14 protein-coding genes and 1 pseudogene are annotated in these 15,792 nt (G+C 64.0%); 2 read left to right on the forward strand and 13 right to left on the reverse strand.

Annotation, left to right across the window (positions count from 1 at the left end):
- Both H1B27_RS27400 and H1B27_RS27405 read right to left on the reverse strand, forming a co-directional pair.
- Nucleotides 1–407 (reverse strand): IS110 family transposase (locus H1B27_RS27400; protein WP_197968226.1); only part of this gene is annotated, 407 nt, incomplete at its 3' end.
- 156 nt (nucleotides 408–563) lie between these two features.
- Nucleotides 564–1,853, reverse strand: coding sequence for a c-type cytochrome (locus H1B27_RS27405; RefSeq protein WP_197968296.1), 1,290 nt, complete (start codon nucleotides 1,851–1,853; stop codon nucleotides 564–566).
- A 495-nt stretch (nucleotides 1,854–2,348) separates the two neighbouring features.
- On the opposite strand from H1B27_RS27405, the gene H1B27_RS27410 reads away from it, so the two are divergent.
- Complete coding sequence (locus H1B27_RS27410; RefSeq protein WP_061883157.1) at nucleotides 2,349–2,585, forward strand: hypothetical protein; 237 nt, start codon at nucleotides 2,349–2,351, stop codon at nucleotides 2,583–2,585.
- Nucleotides 2,586–2,834: 249 nt separating this feature from the next.
- Here H1B27_RS27410 and H1B27_RS27415 read toward each other — a convergent pair whose 3' ends face one another.
- The 11 genes and pseudogenes from H1B27_RS27415 to H1B27_RS27465 form a co-directional block, all read right to left on the reverse strand.
- Complete coding sequence (locus tag H1B27_RS27415; protein WP_197968227.1) at nucleotides 2,835–3,830, reverse strand: Bug family tripartite tricarboxylate transporter substrate binding protein; 996 nt, start codon at nucleotides 3,828–3,830, stop codon at nucleotides 2,835–2,837.
- 172 nt (nucleotides 3,831–4,002) lie between these two features.
- Entirely contained in the window at nucleotides 4,003–4,764 is a 762-nt protein-coding gene (locus H1B27_RS27420; protein ID WP_061883159.1) for an SDR family NAD(P)-dependent oxidoreductase, read from the reverse strand.
- 33 nt (nucleotides 4,765–4,797) lie between these two features.
- Nucleotides 4,798–6,537: a nitrilase-related carbon-nitrogen hydrolase gene (locus H1B27_RS27425; protein ID WP_197968228.1), complete on the reverse strand. Its 1,740-nt coding sequence runs from the start codon at nucleotides 6,535–6,537 to the stop codon at nucleotides 4,798–4,800.
- A gap of 13 nt (nucleotides 6,538–6,550) precedes the next feature.
- Nucleotides 6,551–7,540 carry an acetamidase/formamidase family protein gene (locus tag H1B27_RS27430; RefSeq protein WP_197968229.1) on the reverse strand — a complete coding sequence of 330 codons (990 nt, stop codon included), beginning with the start codon at nucleotides 7,538–7,540 and terminating at the stop codon, nucleotides 6,551–6,553.
- Nucleotides 7,541–7,573: 33 nt separating this feature from the next.
- Nucleotides 7,574–8,302, reverse strand: coding sequence for an ABC transporter ATP-binding protein (locus H1B27_RS27435; protein ID WP_197968230.1), 729 nt, complete (start codon nucleotides 8,300–8,302; stop codon nucleotides 7,574–7,576).
- Nucleotides 8,295–9,011: an ABC transporter ATP-binding protein gene (locus H1B27_RS27440; RefSeq protein WP_197968231.1), complete on the reverse strand. Its 717-nt coding sequence runs from the start codon at nucleotides 9,009–9,011 to the stop codon at nucleotides 8,295–8,297. Before H1B27_RS27440 ends, H1B27_RS27435 begins: the two co-directional genes overlap by 8 nt.
- Nucleotides 9,011–9,915, reverse strand: a pseudogene (locus tag H1B27_RS27445) (branched-chain amino acid ABC transporter permease). Before H1B27_RS27445 ends, H1B27_RS27440 begins: the two are co-directional and overlap by 1 nt.
- 15 nt (nucleotides 9,916–9,930) lie before the next feature.
- Nucleotides 9,931–10,803: an ABC transporter permease subunit gene (locus tag H1B27_RS27450; protein WP_061883165.1), complete on the reverse strand. Its 873-nt coding sequence runs from the start codon at nucleotides 10,801–10,803 to the stop codon at nucleotides 9,931–9,933.
- A 93-nt stretch (nucleotides 10,804–10,896) separates the two neighbouring features.
- Nucleotides 10,897–12,150, reverse strand: a complete 1,254-nt coding sequence (locus tag H1B27_RS27455) for an urea ABC transporter substrate-binding protein (RefSeq protein ID WP_197968232.1) — start codon at nucleotides 12,148–12,150, stop codon at nucleotides 10,897–10,899.
- A gap of 10 nt (nucleotides 12,151–12,160) precedes the next feature.
- Nucleotides 12,161–12,826, reverse strand: a complete 666-nt coding sequence (locus tag H1B27_RS27460; RefSeq protein ID WP_061883167.1) for an ANTAR domain-containing response regulator — start codon at nucleotides 12,824–12,826, stop codon at nucleotides 12,161–12,163.
- Entirely contained in the window at nucleotides 12,823–13,983 is a 1,161-nt protein-coding gene (locus H1B27_RS27465) for a transporter substrate-binding domain-containing protein (RefSeq protein ID WP_035669415.1), read from the reverse strand. Before H1B27_RS27465 ends, H1B27_RS27460 begins: the two co-directional genes overlap by 4 nt.
- A gap of 655 nt (nucleotides 13,984–14,638) precedes the next feature.
- On the opposite strand from H1B27_RS27465, the gene H1B27_RS27470 reads away from it, so the two are divergent.
- Nucleotides 14,639–15,775 (forward strand): GNAT family N-acetyltransferase, encoded by a 1,137-nt coding sequence (locus H1B27_RS27470; RefSeq protein WP_197968233.1) that lies wholly within the window; start codon nucleotides 14,639–14,641, stop codon nucleotides 15,773–15,775.
- Nucleotides 15,776–15,792 lie beyond the last annotated feature (17 nt).

Here is a 15,792-nt window from a genome sequence, read left to right on the forward strand (position 1 = left end):
CGCCCAAGAAGCTGCTTGCGCGCAACCAGCAGCGCTCGAATTTCTTGAGCCCCTATCGACTTCGCGTGCACCGGGCTGAACCATCCCATCCGGATCAACTGGGCAATCCCGCGTGCATCCTTGCGATCAGTCTTCACTGTCATCGCTGACAATGCTGCTTTCACATGCCGTGTTTCCAGCAGAACCGTCTCGAAGCCCGCTTCTTTCAGCCCCGCATGCAGCCATTGCGACAGCGGCCCAGCCTCCAGCCCGATCCGCTTCACTGCAAAGCCAAGCGTTTCAAGGAACTCAACTAAGGCGTCGGGTTCGCTCGCGACCTTCGCTTCCTTCAGGATCTTACCCTGGGCATCCACGACGCATACGCTCGACAGTTCCAATGACACGTCAATTCCGGCATAGTTCTCCACGGCTGTCCTCCGTCTCCAGATGCTTGGGGCCGACTTAAGTCGTGACCCCGTTTCATCATCTATCGGGGGACAGCCACCATCATCACCCCTTGCTCGGAGCCGGGCCCATTACGGCATCTAGACGAAGCGAATATCTTCCAAGGGCAGAAGGGGCAACTATCGCGATGTTGCGCGGCCCAAGAAGTCGGTCAACGCGCGTCGGTCCTCGGCCGAGCCGATGCGCTGCTCCGGCATCTTGGTTCCGGGGGTGTAGGCATTCGGCCCGATTTCGAACAGTCTTGCGACCGTTTCCGGCGTCCAGACGATGTCCATCGTCTTCAACGCATCGGAGAAGCGATATCCCGGTAGCGAAGCGATCCTGCGGCCGTAGAGTCCCGCAAGTGTCGGACCCGCACGCTGCACCTCCTTGTCCGACAGCGTGTGACAGGCAACACACGCCCGAAAGACATCGGCGCCATGATCGCCGGCATAGGCGGCGAGCGGATCGGCGGGTGTGCCGATCAGACCTAAGCCGATGGGATCGCCGGTGCGCGCATTCCAGCGCCTGATCCTGCCGTCCGCACCACCCGTCATCAATGTCTCGCGATCCGAAAGGAAGACGACCGACCACACCGGCGGCCCCGGCCCGACCAGCGTGCGCAGCAGGTTGCGCGACTTGCGATCGATGATCGCCACTGTGCCGCCGATGCCGGCCGCAGCGATCAACGCGCCGTCCCCCGACATCGTCAAGGCCACCACCGGTGTCGGGCTGGCCGCGACCTCACCGCTGACCTTGCCGTCCTTGGTCAGCATGCGCAGCCTGCCATCGACCGCGCCTGTGACGATTTCACCATCCGGCGCCACCGCCACGGCGTTCAGCGGCGCCGGCAAAGTCACGATTTCAGGCTGGCCATCCGGCAAACGCCAGATGCGCAGCGCAAGATCGTAGCCAACGCTGACAAGCCCGCCGTCCGGCGCGAAAGCGACGCCGTTGACGTTCTGCGTATGCCCTTCGAGCACGCGCGACGTGCCGTCCGACAGCGACCAGAGCCGCACCGTCCGGTCCCATGACGCCGATGCGAGCAGCGCCCCGTCGGGCGACACAGCAAGCGCCGCGATCGGAGCGATATGTCCCTCCAGCACCCGGTCCGGCTCCACCCGGCCCGCCGTCCATACCGCAATGCGTGCGTCGGCGCCGGCCGTGATCAGGCGGCGGTCCTTCAGAAAGGCAACGGCATTGACGCCACCGGCATGATACCGCAGCACTTGCTCTGCAGTATCCGTCTTGAGCGACCAGCGAATGACTGCCGTGTCGAAGCTGCCGGAGAGAAGGTCCTCCCCATCCGGGGAAACGGCAAGAGCCCGAATTGGGCCACCGTGTCCGACCATGTCGGCGTGCACGGATGATCCGGCAAAGATGGCCCACAACGCTACGGCCACCTTCGCGCACAAAGGTGATCTGTTCATTTCCGGCCGGCCCTGCTTGACGTTCGCATTCTCAAGACTGCCAGAACAGGCGGCCGAAATGAACATCCCGGACCGGTCTACTTGGCCGGTTCCGTGGTGGTCTTGGAGGATCCCGCCGGCGCGGCCTGCATTCCAGGCGGACTCTGGCCTTGGGGACTTTCCGCCGGCGCACCACCCGAACCTGTATTGATTGGGCCCGTCCAACCTTGCGGCTGTGCCTGGCCCTTGTCTTCGGGTGGAGTTTGCCTCGCCGGTGAGTTGGTTTGCGCAGGCTGGGCCATGGCGCTTTCAACAAGGCAAAGTGCTGCGAAGCACAAAATCGCTCTCGATAATGTCACGCAGGGTCCTCCGATACGCTCACCAGGCTTGCAAGAAACTTGCAAGGCCTGCTTCCGTTCCGAACCGTGCACCGCAACAGCCCACCTCGTACGTCCGCCGCTTGAATGCCGACAGGCCGAACACTAGACTCTGCCTGCTCACGTCAAGGAAGACCGCATGCAGGGGCGAACGGGGCCAATTCTGCGGATGATTGCGCGGCTACGCGTTCTTGGCGGCATTGATGGCCTGCAAGATCCCGCCGCGCGAGAAGCCTCCCGTTTCCTCCTCCTCGTTGCCGTCGTGCTCGCGCTGCTGCTCGCAATCCTGGAAGTCGATTCGAACAGCGCCGGGCTTCAGTCCCTTGGCTTGATGGGCAATGCGTTTTCCGCCGATCCCGTGTTCAAGAGCCCATAGGATCGCGGATGCCTTGCCACGGATGCCTTGCCACAGATGCCTTGGCGCGATCGACGCGCTTGCTCGCGATATGTCGCGTCGTATAGATGGCTTGATGTTCCAAATCGGGGAGGCTGAGGATGAAGGCTTTTTTACTTGGCTGCGTCGCGGCTCTGGTCATCGCGATTGCGGGAATGGAGATCCTGAATCGAGTCCAGGAGCCCGTCGCTCAGGCGTTTGCTACGTCCGCGGTACGACTCTGAGATGCGCTCAGTCGCGCTTGAGCCCGATCGACTTGACGATCGGAGCCAGGCGGACGAGTTCGTCCTCGACGAGGCGCTGGAATTTGTCGGGGCCTGAATCGATGTCCGGCTCCAGACCTTGCGAACGATAGCTTTCCTGCAACTGAGGATCAGCCATCGCCGTGCGGGTCGCCGCAGCGATCCGCCCCACGATCACATCCGGGGTTGCTCTTGGGGCAAACAGGCCAAACCAGCCGGCATATCTGAGGCCGGGCATGCCGGATTCGATGACCGTCGGTACTTCCGGCGCGCCGCTCAGCCGCCGGTCGCTCGTCACGGCGATCAGCCGCAGCTTGCCTGCAAAGTGCAATTGCAGGTTCTGGCTCGAGACCACCGCAATGACCGAGTTGATCTGGCCACTGACGAGGTCGTTGGTAGCGGCCGCCATGCCCCGGTAAGGGACGTGGATCAAATCTGCCGCCAGACCCGATTGCTGCCTGAACATCTCTCCGACGAGATGATTGCCAGTGCCGACCCCCGGAGTGCCATAGGAAAGCCCGCCCGGATTCGCCTTGGCGAACGCTGCCAGCTCCCGCAGGTCCTTCACCGGCAGGGACGGATGAACCGCGAATGCGAGCGTGCTGGTAATCAGCCGATAGATGGCACGGAAATCGCGAATCGTGTCGTAGGCAGGCTGCGCCGAGGACAACGGAATCGTCACCTTCGTGCTGCCATTGCCGAGCAGAAGCGAGTAGCCGTCGGGAGCACTCTGCGCCACCGCGGCGGAGCCGATCGCACCGCCGGCGCCCCCGATATTCTCGACATGGACCGGGCCGAGCAGCGGCGCGACCTTGTCGGCCCAGGGACGGCCGATCAGATCACCTGCGGCGCCAGCCGTATAGGGAATGACCAGCTTGATGGAGCGGGAGGGATAATCGTCGGCGGTCGCACCGCCGGGCCAGGCAGCCAGCGCCGTGAGACGCGCCGCCGCATCGAGCAGTTCTCGCCGTGAGAGAAGGGACATCGTCTGCGTATTCGGGACCGGGCTCGCTATCTTGCACGAATGAGAGGTCCCGAAAATCCACGCGGAGAGATCGCTGCCCTGCACAATGCGGGCAGCAGTGGCCGCGCCGGCCCTGCGATCACACGGTCAATCATGACACAGGTGACAGGTTCGCGTTTCAGCGTTCACGCCTTCAGAATTGCACACCGCGCGTCAAGGCACCGTCGACGACGAGGTTCGTTCCTGTGATGAAGCTGGCGGCGCCACTTGCGAGAAATACGACTGCGTTCGCCATCTCCTGCGGCGTCCCCATCCGGCCGGTGGGATTGAGCGCAAGCGCCGCCTTGTAGAGCTCGGGGTTGTTGTCCTTGATGGTGTTCCAGACACCGCCTTCGAAATAGGTGTTGCCCGGCGAAACCGTGTTGGCGCGGATGCCCTTGTGTGCGAGCTGATTGGCGAGACCCTGCGTGTAGTGGATGATGGCGGCTTTGAACGTGCCGTAGGGGCCGGCCGCGAAATCGACCTCGCGCCCGGAGACGCTGGAGATGGCGACGATCGCACCGGCACGGCTCTTCTCCAGATAGGGCATGGCCGCATTCACCAGCCGGACCGTGCCCATCATGTCGGTCGAGAATTCCTTGGCCCAGCTTTCATCGTCCTGCCCAATGGCGAGCGCGCTCACATTGGCCACAACGACGTCAATTCCGTCCAGCTTGGTCGCCATGTCGACCACCCAGGCCTTGAGCGCCGCACCATCTGATACGTCGACCGCAGCGCCGAAGGCCGCGACGCCTTTGCTCTTGAGCGCTGCAACGGTGCTGTCGACGTCCGCCTGATTGCGCGCACAGATGCCGAGATTTGCGCCCTCGGCGGCAAAGGTCTCCGCGATCGCACGGCCTATCCCCTTGGTGCTGCCGGTGACGAGAACCCTGGCGCCCGCAAGTCCTAGATCCATGATCGGCTCCTTCTTCCCAGTAGATTCACGCGTTCAATGGTTGTTTGCCGTTGCCTTGACCAACCCGCGATAGCTGTGTGGCATCCGCATCGAAACGAGGTCCTTTCGTCGCACGACGTTGGTCGGATACACGCTGTCGAGATTGGTGGTGTCAACGAGAGCAGTAGCAAGGTTCGTGCCGTCAGCTGCAATCGCTTCGCGGCGCGGGAATTCGAACGTATCGGGGCCGAACACACCGCTCAGGCCGGGATAGCCGTGTTCGGGATCGAAGACATTGGCAAACGCCAGGAATACGTTGTTCTCGCCGGCGCGGACCCGGAAGTGGTGCCAATGATGCGGATCGGCGCCGGTCGGGATTGGGGCCGGCTGCACAACGGATGTCCCCGGATGCGGCGAACCGAAGGGACCCTTGACCGCCGCGCAGCACGCGATGATGTCGCAGCCGCGAAGTGCGAGCACCCTCCCCGCTTCCGGAAACGCCGCATCGTGGCCGATCAGGAGGCCTACTCGCCCGATCGGCGTGTCGACCACGGCCCAGTCGTCGCCCGCCGCAGCCCAGCTCCGCTCCTCTTCCGTCAAATGCGTCTTGCGATAGAGCGTGATCTCTCCATCCGGCGCGATCAGGCAGGCGCTGTTATAGACGGCCTCGCCCGCGCGCTCGGCCATCCCACAGACGATGTGGATCTGGAGCTGCGCAGCGAGCGCGTGCAGGCTCTCCGTGGCCGGGCCCGGTATCGGCTGCGCCGATCTCGCCGGATCTGCGAGGCCGGTGACCGCGAGCTCCGGGAATACGACGAGCGCCGCGCCGTCCGCCTTGGCCTGCCGCGCAAGGTTCGCGATCGCCTCGAGATTTCGCGCAACATCGGCACTGGGTGCGAATTGGGCCGCGGCAATGCGCGAGCGCAGGCCTTCCGGCCAGGGCTCGTGGCCATAAAGGCCGAAGAAATCGCGCGGATTCCAGCTGAAAGTGTCGGTGAGCAGCTCCGGATAGAGCTCGGGCCGGCGTTGACGGAAGACAGGCTCGCCCAGCACGCGGCGCGCACGCGCGATATCGAGATCGATCTCGGCCAGTGCGACCCCGTCGCCCTTGTCGAGGACCGTGATCACCTGGCCATCCGGCGCGATCACGCAGCTCCCGCCGCTGAACTGGACGGTGCGCTCGAGACCCCAGCGGTTGCTCTCGATCACGTAGCAGCCGTTCTCGAACGCGCGGCTGATCCAGTAAGGCGCCGGCGTTCGCTCCGCGAGCCAATTGGAAATATGGCAGATGACGTCCGCGCCCCCCAGCGCCATCAGCCGCGCGGTCTCCACAAAGTGGATGTCCATGCATATGAGGAGCGCGATCCGTCCGATCGGCGTGTCGAAGACCTGATTGTGCAGGTCGCCAGCCGCCGCCCATTTCGGTTCGGAGATATAGGGATGCGTCTTGCGATGGCGACCGACGATGCCATCGGGCCCGACGAGCACGGCCGAGTTGAAATAGATGTCGTCCTCGTCGACTTCAGGCATGCCGACCACGATGTAGCAGTCATGCTTGCGTGCCAGCGCCGCAAACCGGTCGGTGGTCGGCCCCGGAATCCTCTCGACAAAGGGCCGAACCTCGGCACGGTCGAACCAGCAATAGCCCGTGGTTCCCATTTCCGGCGTGACGATGAGCTTCGCGCCGGCCACCGCCGCCTGCTCACAGAGCTCGAGCAGTCGCGCGATGTTGCGCTCCTTCTCGAACATGATCGGCTCGAACTGGACGGTGGCGACCTTGTGCACGGTGGACATGAGCTGGCTGGCCTCAACCGAGATAGGACTTCTTGATGGAAGCGCCGAGCGTATATTTCGGATCGACCATGTTGCCGAGACGCACCCGGCCGGCCTGGGTCAGCAGCATGTAGGCATCGATCTCGTCGAAACCGTAGTCCGCGGCCATCCAGCGGCAGAGCTCGCGATAGGCGATGCGGGCTGCATCTTCCATCGGACGGGCCGAGCCGATGGTCATGATGAAGTCCTTGGTCTCCAGCCGCGGCCAGGCGATGGTCCAGCCCTTGATCAGGTCGACCTGCACCGTGGTCACGGTCGGATGCTCGATGGCGACGCCGCAGAGCTCGCCGTCGCCCTGCGCCGCATGGCAGTCGCCGAGATAGAGCAGCGCGCCCTTTGTGTTGACGGGCAGGTAGATGATGGCGCCGACGCCGACGTCGGGCAGATCCATGTTGCCGCCATAGTAATCCGGGACCAGCGACGAGATCGCCTCGATCTCCGGCGAGGTGCCGATGGTGCCGATGAACGGCTCATAGGGCAGCGTGATCTTGTCGTTCCATTTGGTGCCGGTCTTGGCGTCGATCTCCAGCTTCTTGACGCGCTCGGGCAGCGCCGGATTGAGCAGCGCCGTGTTGCCCGTACTGACCAGCCCACCGAATTCCGGCATGATCACCGTGGTGCCACGCGGCTGCGGCCCGCGCGGCACGATGCTCTCGATATAGACCGCGAGCGTATCGCCCTTCTCGGCGCCGTTGACGTGGATCGGCCCGTTCTGCGGATTGAGGAACGGGAAGTTGAGGATCTTCGACGGGCTGTCGGTCTCGTTCTTGATGGCGCCCTCGAACGCGTCATGCGTTTCGGCGGCCACCACCGCGCCCGGATCGACCGTCAGCACCGGCTTCACATAGGGGCCGTAGACATAGTGGTACTTGCCCTGCTCGCTTTCCGTGATCGTGTAGCCGGTGCCGCGCTCGCCCTTGGCGACGCCCTTGCGGGCCATGATGGAGTCTTTCTGCCAGGACATTTGCTTTTCTCCTTCTGTCGTTGGCGTAGGTCTTCAAACCGCGAGGTGACGGCGCATCTCGGCCGCATCGTCGAGCGCCGCGCGATCGAGGTTGGCGACGATGCGTCCCTTGTCCATGACGTAGCAGCGCTGCGCCATGGCGCGGATCATGTCGAGATTCTGCTCGACCAGGATGATAGTCACCCCGGTCCTGCGGTTGAGCTCGACCATGTTGCGCGCGATTTCCTGGACGATGTTGGGCTGGATGCCCTCCGAGGGCTCATCGAGCAGGATGAGGTTCGGGTCGGCGATCAGGACCCGTCCGATCGCGAGTTGCTGCTGCTGGCCGCCGGACATGGTGCCGGCGCGCTGATGCCAACGCTCTTCGAGGATCGGAAAGGCTTCGACGATCTTGCGCCGGCCCGCTTCCGGAATGCCGCCGCCCTTGATCGCTGCGCCGACCGCGACGTTCTCGCCGACGGTCAGCCGCGGAAACACGTCGCGCCCCTGAGGCACATAGCCCATGCCGAGGCGCGCCCGCTTGTGCGCGGGAAGAAGCTCCACCGCCTCGCCGCGATAGACGATCGAGCCGCTCATCGCCGGCACGAGCCCGATAAGGCTCTTCATCAGCGTGGACTTGCCGACGCCGTTGCGACCGATGACGGCGACGATCTCCCCTTCCCGCACCTCGATCTCGAGGCCCTGGAGCACTGGCTTGCCGCCATAGCCGGCGCGCAAGCCCAGGGTCGACAGGATGACTTCCTTGCGCGGCTGATCAAGCATGGGCCTGCCCCAGATAGATCGCCGCCACGCGTTCGTCGGCAACGATCTCGTCGATCGAGCCTTGCGCGAAGACCTGCCCGAGATGCAGCACGGTGACGCGGTGCGCGACCTGCCGGACGAACGCCATGTCGTGCTCGATCGCCAGCACCGTCATGCCGTCGGCATTGAGCCGCTGCACCATCTTGCCGGTCATATGGGTTTCCTCGGGCGACATGCCGGCGGTGGGCTCGTCCAGCAGAAGAAGGCGCGGCTTCAGGCTGACCGCCATGCCGATCTCGAGCCATTGCTTCTGGCCATGGCTGAGATTGCCGGCGATCTGCGCCTGCTCCGATTGCAGCCCGAGGAAGGTCAGCAGCCGGCCGATCTCCGCTTCGAGCTCAGCGCCGCGATGCCGGCTCTGCAGGGCGATCTCGAGGTTCTGGCGGACCGACAGGCCCTTGAAGACGCCGGGCACCTGGAACTTGACCGAGAGACCGCGGTGAATCCGCGCAAAGGATTTCAGCGCCGTGATGTTCTCGCCGGCGAAGAGAATGTCGCCGCTGCCGGGATGATGCTCGCCGAGGATCAGGCGGAACAGCGTGCTCTTGCCGGCGCCGTTCGGGCCGATCAGGCAATGGATCTCGCCGGCCTGCAGCGTGAGATCCACGGAATTGGTGACGTGCAGGCCGCCGAAATGCTTGTTCAGCTGACGCAGTTCGAGCAGCGACATCAGCCGGCCCTCTGCGTGAAGCGGGCGGCGATGCGGCCGAGCCAGTTCATCACCCCGAGCACGAGACCGTTCGGGGCGATCAGGACCGTGAGCACCAGCAGCACACCCATGAAGACCAGCGCGTACTGGCTGCCATAGATCGTGAGCGCCTGGAACGCTGCGAGCACCACCAGCGTGCCGATCACGGTCGACGTCAGGTCGCTGCGGCCGCCGACCGCGACCCAGATCAGCGGCAGCGCCGCGGCCGTATGACGTTGCCGAAAGACGAGTTCATCAGGATGCGCAAGGCGAGATAGACGAAAACGAGAAGGCCGAGCACGAGGTAGTAGAGCCCGACATCGGCGAACAGCACGATCGGCTCGCCTGGCCAGGGGATGGTCAGCGGCGGCATCGCGCTCATGCCGTTGAAGCCGTTGAGCCGCGCGCTGCCGATGTGCCATTCCGGCCCCGCGGTCTGTGCCATGAAGCGCTCCAGCATCAGGGTCACCGCGAGCGTGACGATGCCGAGGAACACGCCGGCGATGCGGCCGAAGAACATGAAATAGCCGAGCAACACCGCGAACAGCGCGGCGATCGCCACCGCCATCACCAGCGCCAGCAGCGTGAAGCCGTAGGCGGAGCCGAAATTGATGGTAAGGACGCCATAGCCATAACCCGCGATCCCGAAGAAGGCGGTCTGGCCGAAGGAGAGCGAGCCGCCATAGCCCCAGATCAGGCACAGGCTGAGCGCGATGAAGACCCAGACGAAGAAGTAGACGGTGTTGCCAACCGTGTAGCCGTCGCTGAACAGCGGATAGGCGAGTGCGGCAGCGAGCACGAGTGCGAACAGGCCCCAGAAGGCCGGACCGCGACCGACGGTCTGCGGGCCTTCGAGACGGCGGAACATTGCGAGAAGACCGGTCACGACGCCATCACTCCGTCAGGTGCGCTCGCGCAGCACGAAGCCGGAAATGCCTTTCGGCAACACTCGGACGACGATGATGACGGCGACCAGCAGACCGATCTGGCCGAACAGCTGTCCCTGCCATGACGTCATCACCGACTTCACCACCGCAAGCACGCCGCCGGCCGGTGCGGTGCCGAGGAAGACGTCGGCGCCGCCGATCACCACGGTGACGAAGGCCTCCATGATGAAGGTGGCGCCCATGGTCGGCACCAGCGTCATGGTCGGCGCATAGAGGCCACCGGCAAGACCGGCGAGCCCTGCCCCGCAGGCGAAAGTGAGGCTGTAGACCAGGCGCGTGTCGACGCCGAGCGCGGCCGCCATGTGCGGCACCTGGATGGTGGCGCGTGCCAGCACGCCGAACCGCGTCCAGTTGAACAGCGCATAGAGGGCGGCGAGCACGCCGAGTGCGGCACAGAACAGCACGATGCGATAGATCGAATAGGAGTAGTCGCCGACCTGGAAGCTGCCGAACGGCGTACCGACGCCCGCCATGGTCGAGCCGACCATGATCAGCGTGCCCTGCGTGGCGATCAGGCTCAACCCCCAGGTGGCGACGATGGTGTCGAGCGGCCGGTCGTAGAGATGACGGATGACCGCGAGCTCCACCACGACCCCGACCAGAGCCGAGACGAGCGTGCCGGCCAATATTCCCAGCGGCAGTGGCAGGCCCGCATGCACGGTCGCGGCGGTGACGTAGGCGCCGCACATGATGAACTCGCCATGGGCAAGATTGATCACGCCCATCATGCCGAAGATCACCGCGAGCCCGCAGGCCGAGAGCACCAGGAATGCGAAGGCGTCGCCGAATTGATAGAGCGCCGAGAATACGTGGGTCGCGATGTCCATGAATCAACCAGGATGTGGGAGGATGCGGCGTCGCCGCGCAGATGTCCGTGACCGCCCCGGCGCGCCGCAAGCGCCGGGGCGATCAGCCGCCGGTCAGGGCTTCGGCGGCGGATTCGATGGCGTGTACTGGGCCATCGGATCCTTCTTGGTGAGATCGCAGCCGGCCTCACCCAGCCAGTACGGCTTGATGTCCTCCCAGACCTTCGGGAAGGAGATCGAGTGATCGGCGCCGACCTTGGCGAGATAGATCGTGTGCGACATGTGCTGGCTCTTCGGGTCGATGCAGACCTTGCCTTCCGGCGCATCCATGCAGACGTCGCCCAGCGCGATCACCTTGCGGATCTCCTCGCGCTTGGTCGACTTCGCGCGCTCCACCATCTGCTTGTAGAGATAGACGGCAAGATAGGAGTTCTCCGCCTCCTGGTTCACATAAGGCTCGCTCGGGAATTTGGCCTTGAACTTGGCGTAGAACTCCTTGCTCTTGGGCGAGTCGATCTCCTCGATGTAGTTGGTGGTGACGAACATGTCCTTCAGGCTAGGCGGCTTGAAGCGCTTGTGCTCGTAGCCCTGGCCGACATTGACCGAGGAGGCCATCGGCAGGTTGACGTTGGCGGAGGCCGCCTGCTCGTAGTAGGAGGCCTGCGCGGTGCCGACCAGCAGCGTCACCACGAAGTCCGGCTTGGCCTTCTGGATGTTCTGGATGCTCTGCGAGAATTGCGACACGCCGAGCGGGATGAACTCCTCGCCGGCCATCTTGCCGCCGTTCTCCTTGACGATCTTGCGGACCCACTCCGCCGAGATCTGGCCGAAATTGTAGTCGGCGGCGAGCGTGTAGACGTTCTTGCCGTACTTCTCCATCATGTACGGAATGAGCGTCGAGAACTGCTGTTCGGGCACGGCACCGGTGACGATCATGTGGCCGTCGCAAACACCGCCTTCGTACTGGTTGTTGTAGAAAGCAAAGCCGTTGAACTGGTCGACGATCGGGCGGTACGCCTCGCGCGAGGCCGAAGAGAAGCCCGCAAACACGACATCGACCTTGTCACGCTGGAGCACGCGCCGCATGAACTCCTGGTAGCGGGTGTTGTCGGACTGCGTGTCGTAAGCGACGAGCTCCAGCGGCCTGCCCATGATGCCGCCGGCCTTGTTGATCTCCTCGGCGGCGAGCTGGATGGCGTGAACCTTGCCGATCGTGGCCGCTGCGAAGTCGCCGGACTGATCCTCGAGCACGCCGAGCTTGATCGGGTTTTCTGCCGCGAGCGCCAGGTGTGATCCAAGGGGTGATCCGAGGACAAGCGTCCCCGTGAGGGCCGCGGCGCGCAGCCCCCGCAATACAGACTTGCTCATTTTGCTTCTCCTAGATGGCCTGCTTGTTGCCGCCTTGCAGCGTAATGCCGGTCGTGCGGCTGGACGTGTCGGGCGGCTTCGCCCGCCTGCTCAGAAACTCCTCGCAATAGAGTTCCATGTTCTGCCGCGCGCGCATGCTCTCGCGGCGGAGCTGGGAATAGGCACCCTCCTCGTCGAGGCCCTCCTGCCGCATCAGCAGGATGACTGCCCGGATCACCGCGCGGCGGCCGCGGCGGCGCTCCTCAAGACCCTGCAAGCGCTCATACATCTCGGCGCGCAGCAGGAACTGGTTGATGCCCATGAACAGGGACGTGTAGACCGCGCCGCCATGCACCGGCTTGCGCAGGAATGAAGTCGCGCCCAGATTGACCAGCGCCTTGAGCCGGCTCGGCGCTTCGACGCCAACGAGGCCGATCACCGGCGCCGGCGGCAATCGCGAGGCAGGATTGACCTCGATGGCGACGGCGCCTTCGAGATCGCCGTCGATGAACAGGATGTCACGGTCGGCCTGCAGACTCGCGACATCGATCTGGGCGCGACCGTCGATGATCTCCGGGTACTCCGTGGAAACGCCGAGCTTGGCCAGTGTCGTTTCGAGCGCGCTCTCCCACCCTCCTCGCCTGGTGACGACGATGGCACGGCCGCCCTTGAAGTTCTGCAGCAGTCGGGAGCTCATGATTGCACCACCTTCAAATGTGGAGAGCGCATTGCGCTGGCAAAGCGCGGCGACGACTGAACGAGATAGGGATCCGGCGCGATCGGCTCGCGCGATTCCAGCAGCACTTCGAACTGTCCGTTGGCTGTCGACCGGCCGATCCGAGGCGTGAGCCAGGCATGGAAGGTCTGGCGATCGATGCGGACCTCGCCTTGCGGCGCATGTAGCCGCTGGTCCGCCACGGCGGCGCGGACCGTCCGGGCGTCGTCGGTGCCGGCCTGCGACAAGGCCGCTCCGAGCAGCTTGACGGCGATGTAGGACGCTTCGGCATCCGCCGACGAGGCCGGTCCGTCCGGAAAGGACGTCGTATAGGCGCGAATGAAGGCGCCGTTTTCCGCCGAGTTCAGCGAAGAAAAATAGACACTCGAGGATAGATGCCCATCGATCGCATCCGGGCCGATCTCCGGCAATTCCGGCTCCGACAGCGTGCAGCTCGCGACCGGGATTTCCGCGGCCTGATCGATGCCGCGCGCACGGCAGGCGGCCCGGAACGCCCGGAAGAACGCGTAGGCGCTGGTGCCGATCAGATTGTTGAAGACGAAGTCGGGGCGTTGGTCGATGATTGCGGCGATCACCTGATCGACCTCGGTGTCGCCGACGGAGAGATAGCGTTCGGCGAGCACGGTGCCACCGCGCGCAGTCAGTGCCTCTCGAAAGATGCGGTTGTTTTCCCAGGCCCAGATGTAATTCGAGCCGACGCAGAAGGCACGCGAACCCAGGCGGGATGCCAGGTAGTCGACGAGTGGCAGCACGTGCTGGTTCGGCGCGGCGCCGGTGTAGATGACGTTATCGGAGCTCTCGAATCCCTCGTAGTGAGAGGGATACCACAGCAGTCCGTCGAGCTTCTCGAAGCACGGGATCACCTCCTTGCGGCTCGACGAGGTGTAGCAGCCGACCACATGCCGGACCCCCGAACCGAGCAGCTCGAGGCTGAGCGAGCGATAGCTCGCGAGGTCGCCGGACGGATTCACGACCACCGGCTCGAGCGCAATATCGCCACCGCTCGCGTTGATCTCGCGAAAGGCGAGCAGCGCCCCATTCAGCATCGATCGCGCCACGACGCTATAGGACCCCGTCGTCGAGAGCATTACGCCGATCCGGTATGTCGTCCGCGCCATCACTCGTCCCGAAATGAAAAAGGCGCCCATCGGCCGTTAAGCCGAGGGCGCCCTCGCCGCCAACCGAGCACGCGAAATCCGCGCGATGTTGGAAATGGTTGAAACTCGCTGCGTTGACGGGCTGAACTGCCCAACGCTTGTCCAGCACGGTCGTTGAGATCAGTTACGAAGTCAAGCGCGTTATTGCAGCGAAAGCTGCTACGATTCGTATCGTGGTGCAGCAAAACTGTGCATCCGATCCGAGCCCACGCGTCGATGCGCCGTCGACATGACGGTACGCCCGAAGTCCTGCTTTCAGGCCTGACGTGCGCTATCCAAGGTTGCGCGGTCGAACCTGCCAATGGATCCGTGCCAAGCCAAGTCGTCGGCACTTCCCGCTACGAGCGACAGGCATCTCTGCGGGCGCTCGAATTCGCCGGTGTGAATTCCGGCCGGCTGAGCATCATCTGGCATCGAGCCGGCCGCGCTCGATCTCATCCTCAGCCCCCGGGTCCATGCACCTCCGGCATTTTAAGAATTTGGTAACGATACGAACGTCGCTGAACGCATTAATGCAAATCGCACGCTGCCGGTGTCTGCCCCGTAACGACCTTGCTATAAGCCCGGCCAGGCGCGATCGACGCTCGCGAAATCGACCTGGTTTCATTGATTGCTCATGAACAAGCTTAGCAATACGTTCGACATCGTCGTCGAGCAGTCGTTCGACTTTCTGTCTCCGGAATATGCAGAGCTGTTTGATCGCTCGGCCGCCACTGCGTTCCAGCATCCGGTCTGGCTGCATGGCCTCTACACCAGGCTCGCGCCGGAAACGGGCGCAACCCCTCTGATCGTCGTGGTCCGCCACCGCGCGACGGGCGCCCTTGCGATGGTGCTGCCCCTGCTCCGGATCCGGCGCGGTCCGTTACGAACCGTCGAGTTCGCCGACCTCCGCGTTTCCGACTATTTGGCGCCGGTTTGCAGCCCGGACGTGTTCTCGCAACTGCTCGACGACGCGGCTGCGTGCGCGCAGATTCGGCGCCTTGTCCGTCCTTTCGATCTGCTCCGAATGGTCAAGCTGCCCGACGGACGGCTTCCGATCGAAGACCTCCTGGCTGCATCCCGCCGCGTAGCGATGGACACCAATGCCTACGCGACGGTTCTCGTCGCGCCGTTCGAGCAATGGCGGGCCAGCACGCTCGATCGCTCCTATCAGAAGGAGCTCGCAAAGAAACGCCGTCAACTCGAGAAGAAGGGCGCGCTGAGCTTCTCGTGCTGCGCCGACAGCGCGTCCGTGCTCGAGGCGCTGGACATCATGAGGAAGTTCCGGGGTCCGCGCTTTCGCGCACAGGGCGACGGAGACCTGCTGCAGCGCTCCGAATATTACGACTTCTATTCCGCCGTCGCGCTTGGCGGCCTCGGCTCCTTTGTCCGCCTCTACGCCATGAAGATGGACGGCGAGGTGATTGCCGCCGTGCTCGGCCTATGCCATCGGGGCGACTTCCTCGTCATCATGAGCGCCTTCGACATCGCCGGCTACAAGAGCCAGTCCCTCGGCGCGCTGATGTTCGAGCAGGTGGCGCGGGACTGTATCGAGCGCGGAGATCAGACGCTCGATTTCACCATTGGCGACGAGCCATACAAGAAATTGTTCGGCGGGCAGCCCTCGCCGATGTGGGCGGTCACGCAGGCCGGCAGCGCTGCAGGCGCCATCGCCCTCTTCGCGCTGAAGCAGGCTCCCTGGCTCAAGCTGGCGGCCAAGCGGCTATCGGATTTGAGGCTCCAGCCCGCGCGCACCCCCACTCCCACGCGTTGACCGACGGCAGACGAAGG

Origin of the sequence: Bradyrhizobium diversitatis, assembly GCF_016031635.1 — a bacterium.
GTDB classification, from domain to species: domain Bacteria; phylum Pseudomonadota; class Alphaproteobacteria; order Rhizobiales; family Xanthobacteraceae; genus Bradyrhizobium; species Bradyrhizobium diversitatis.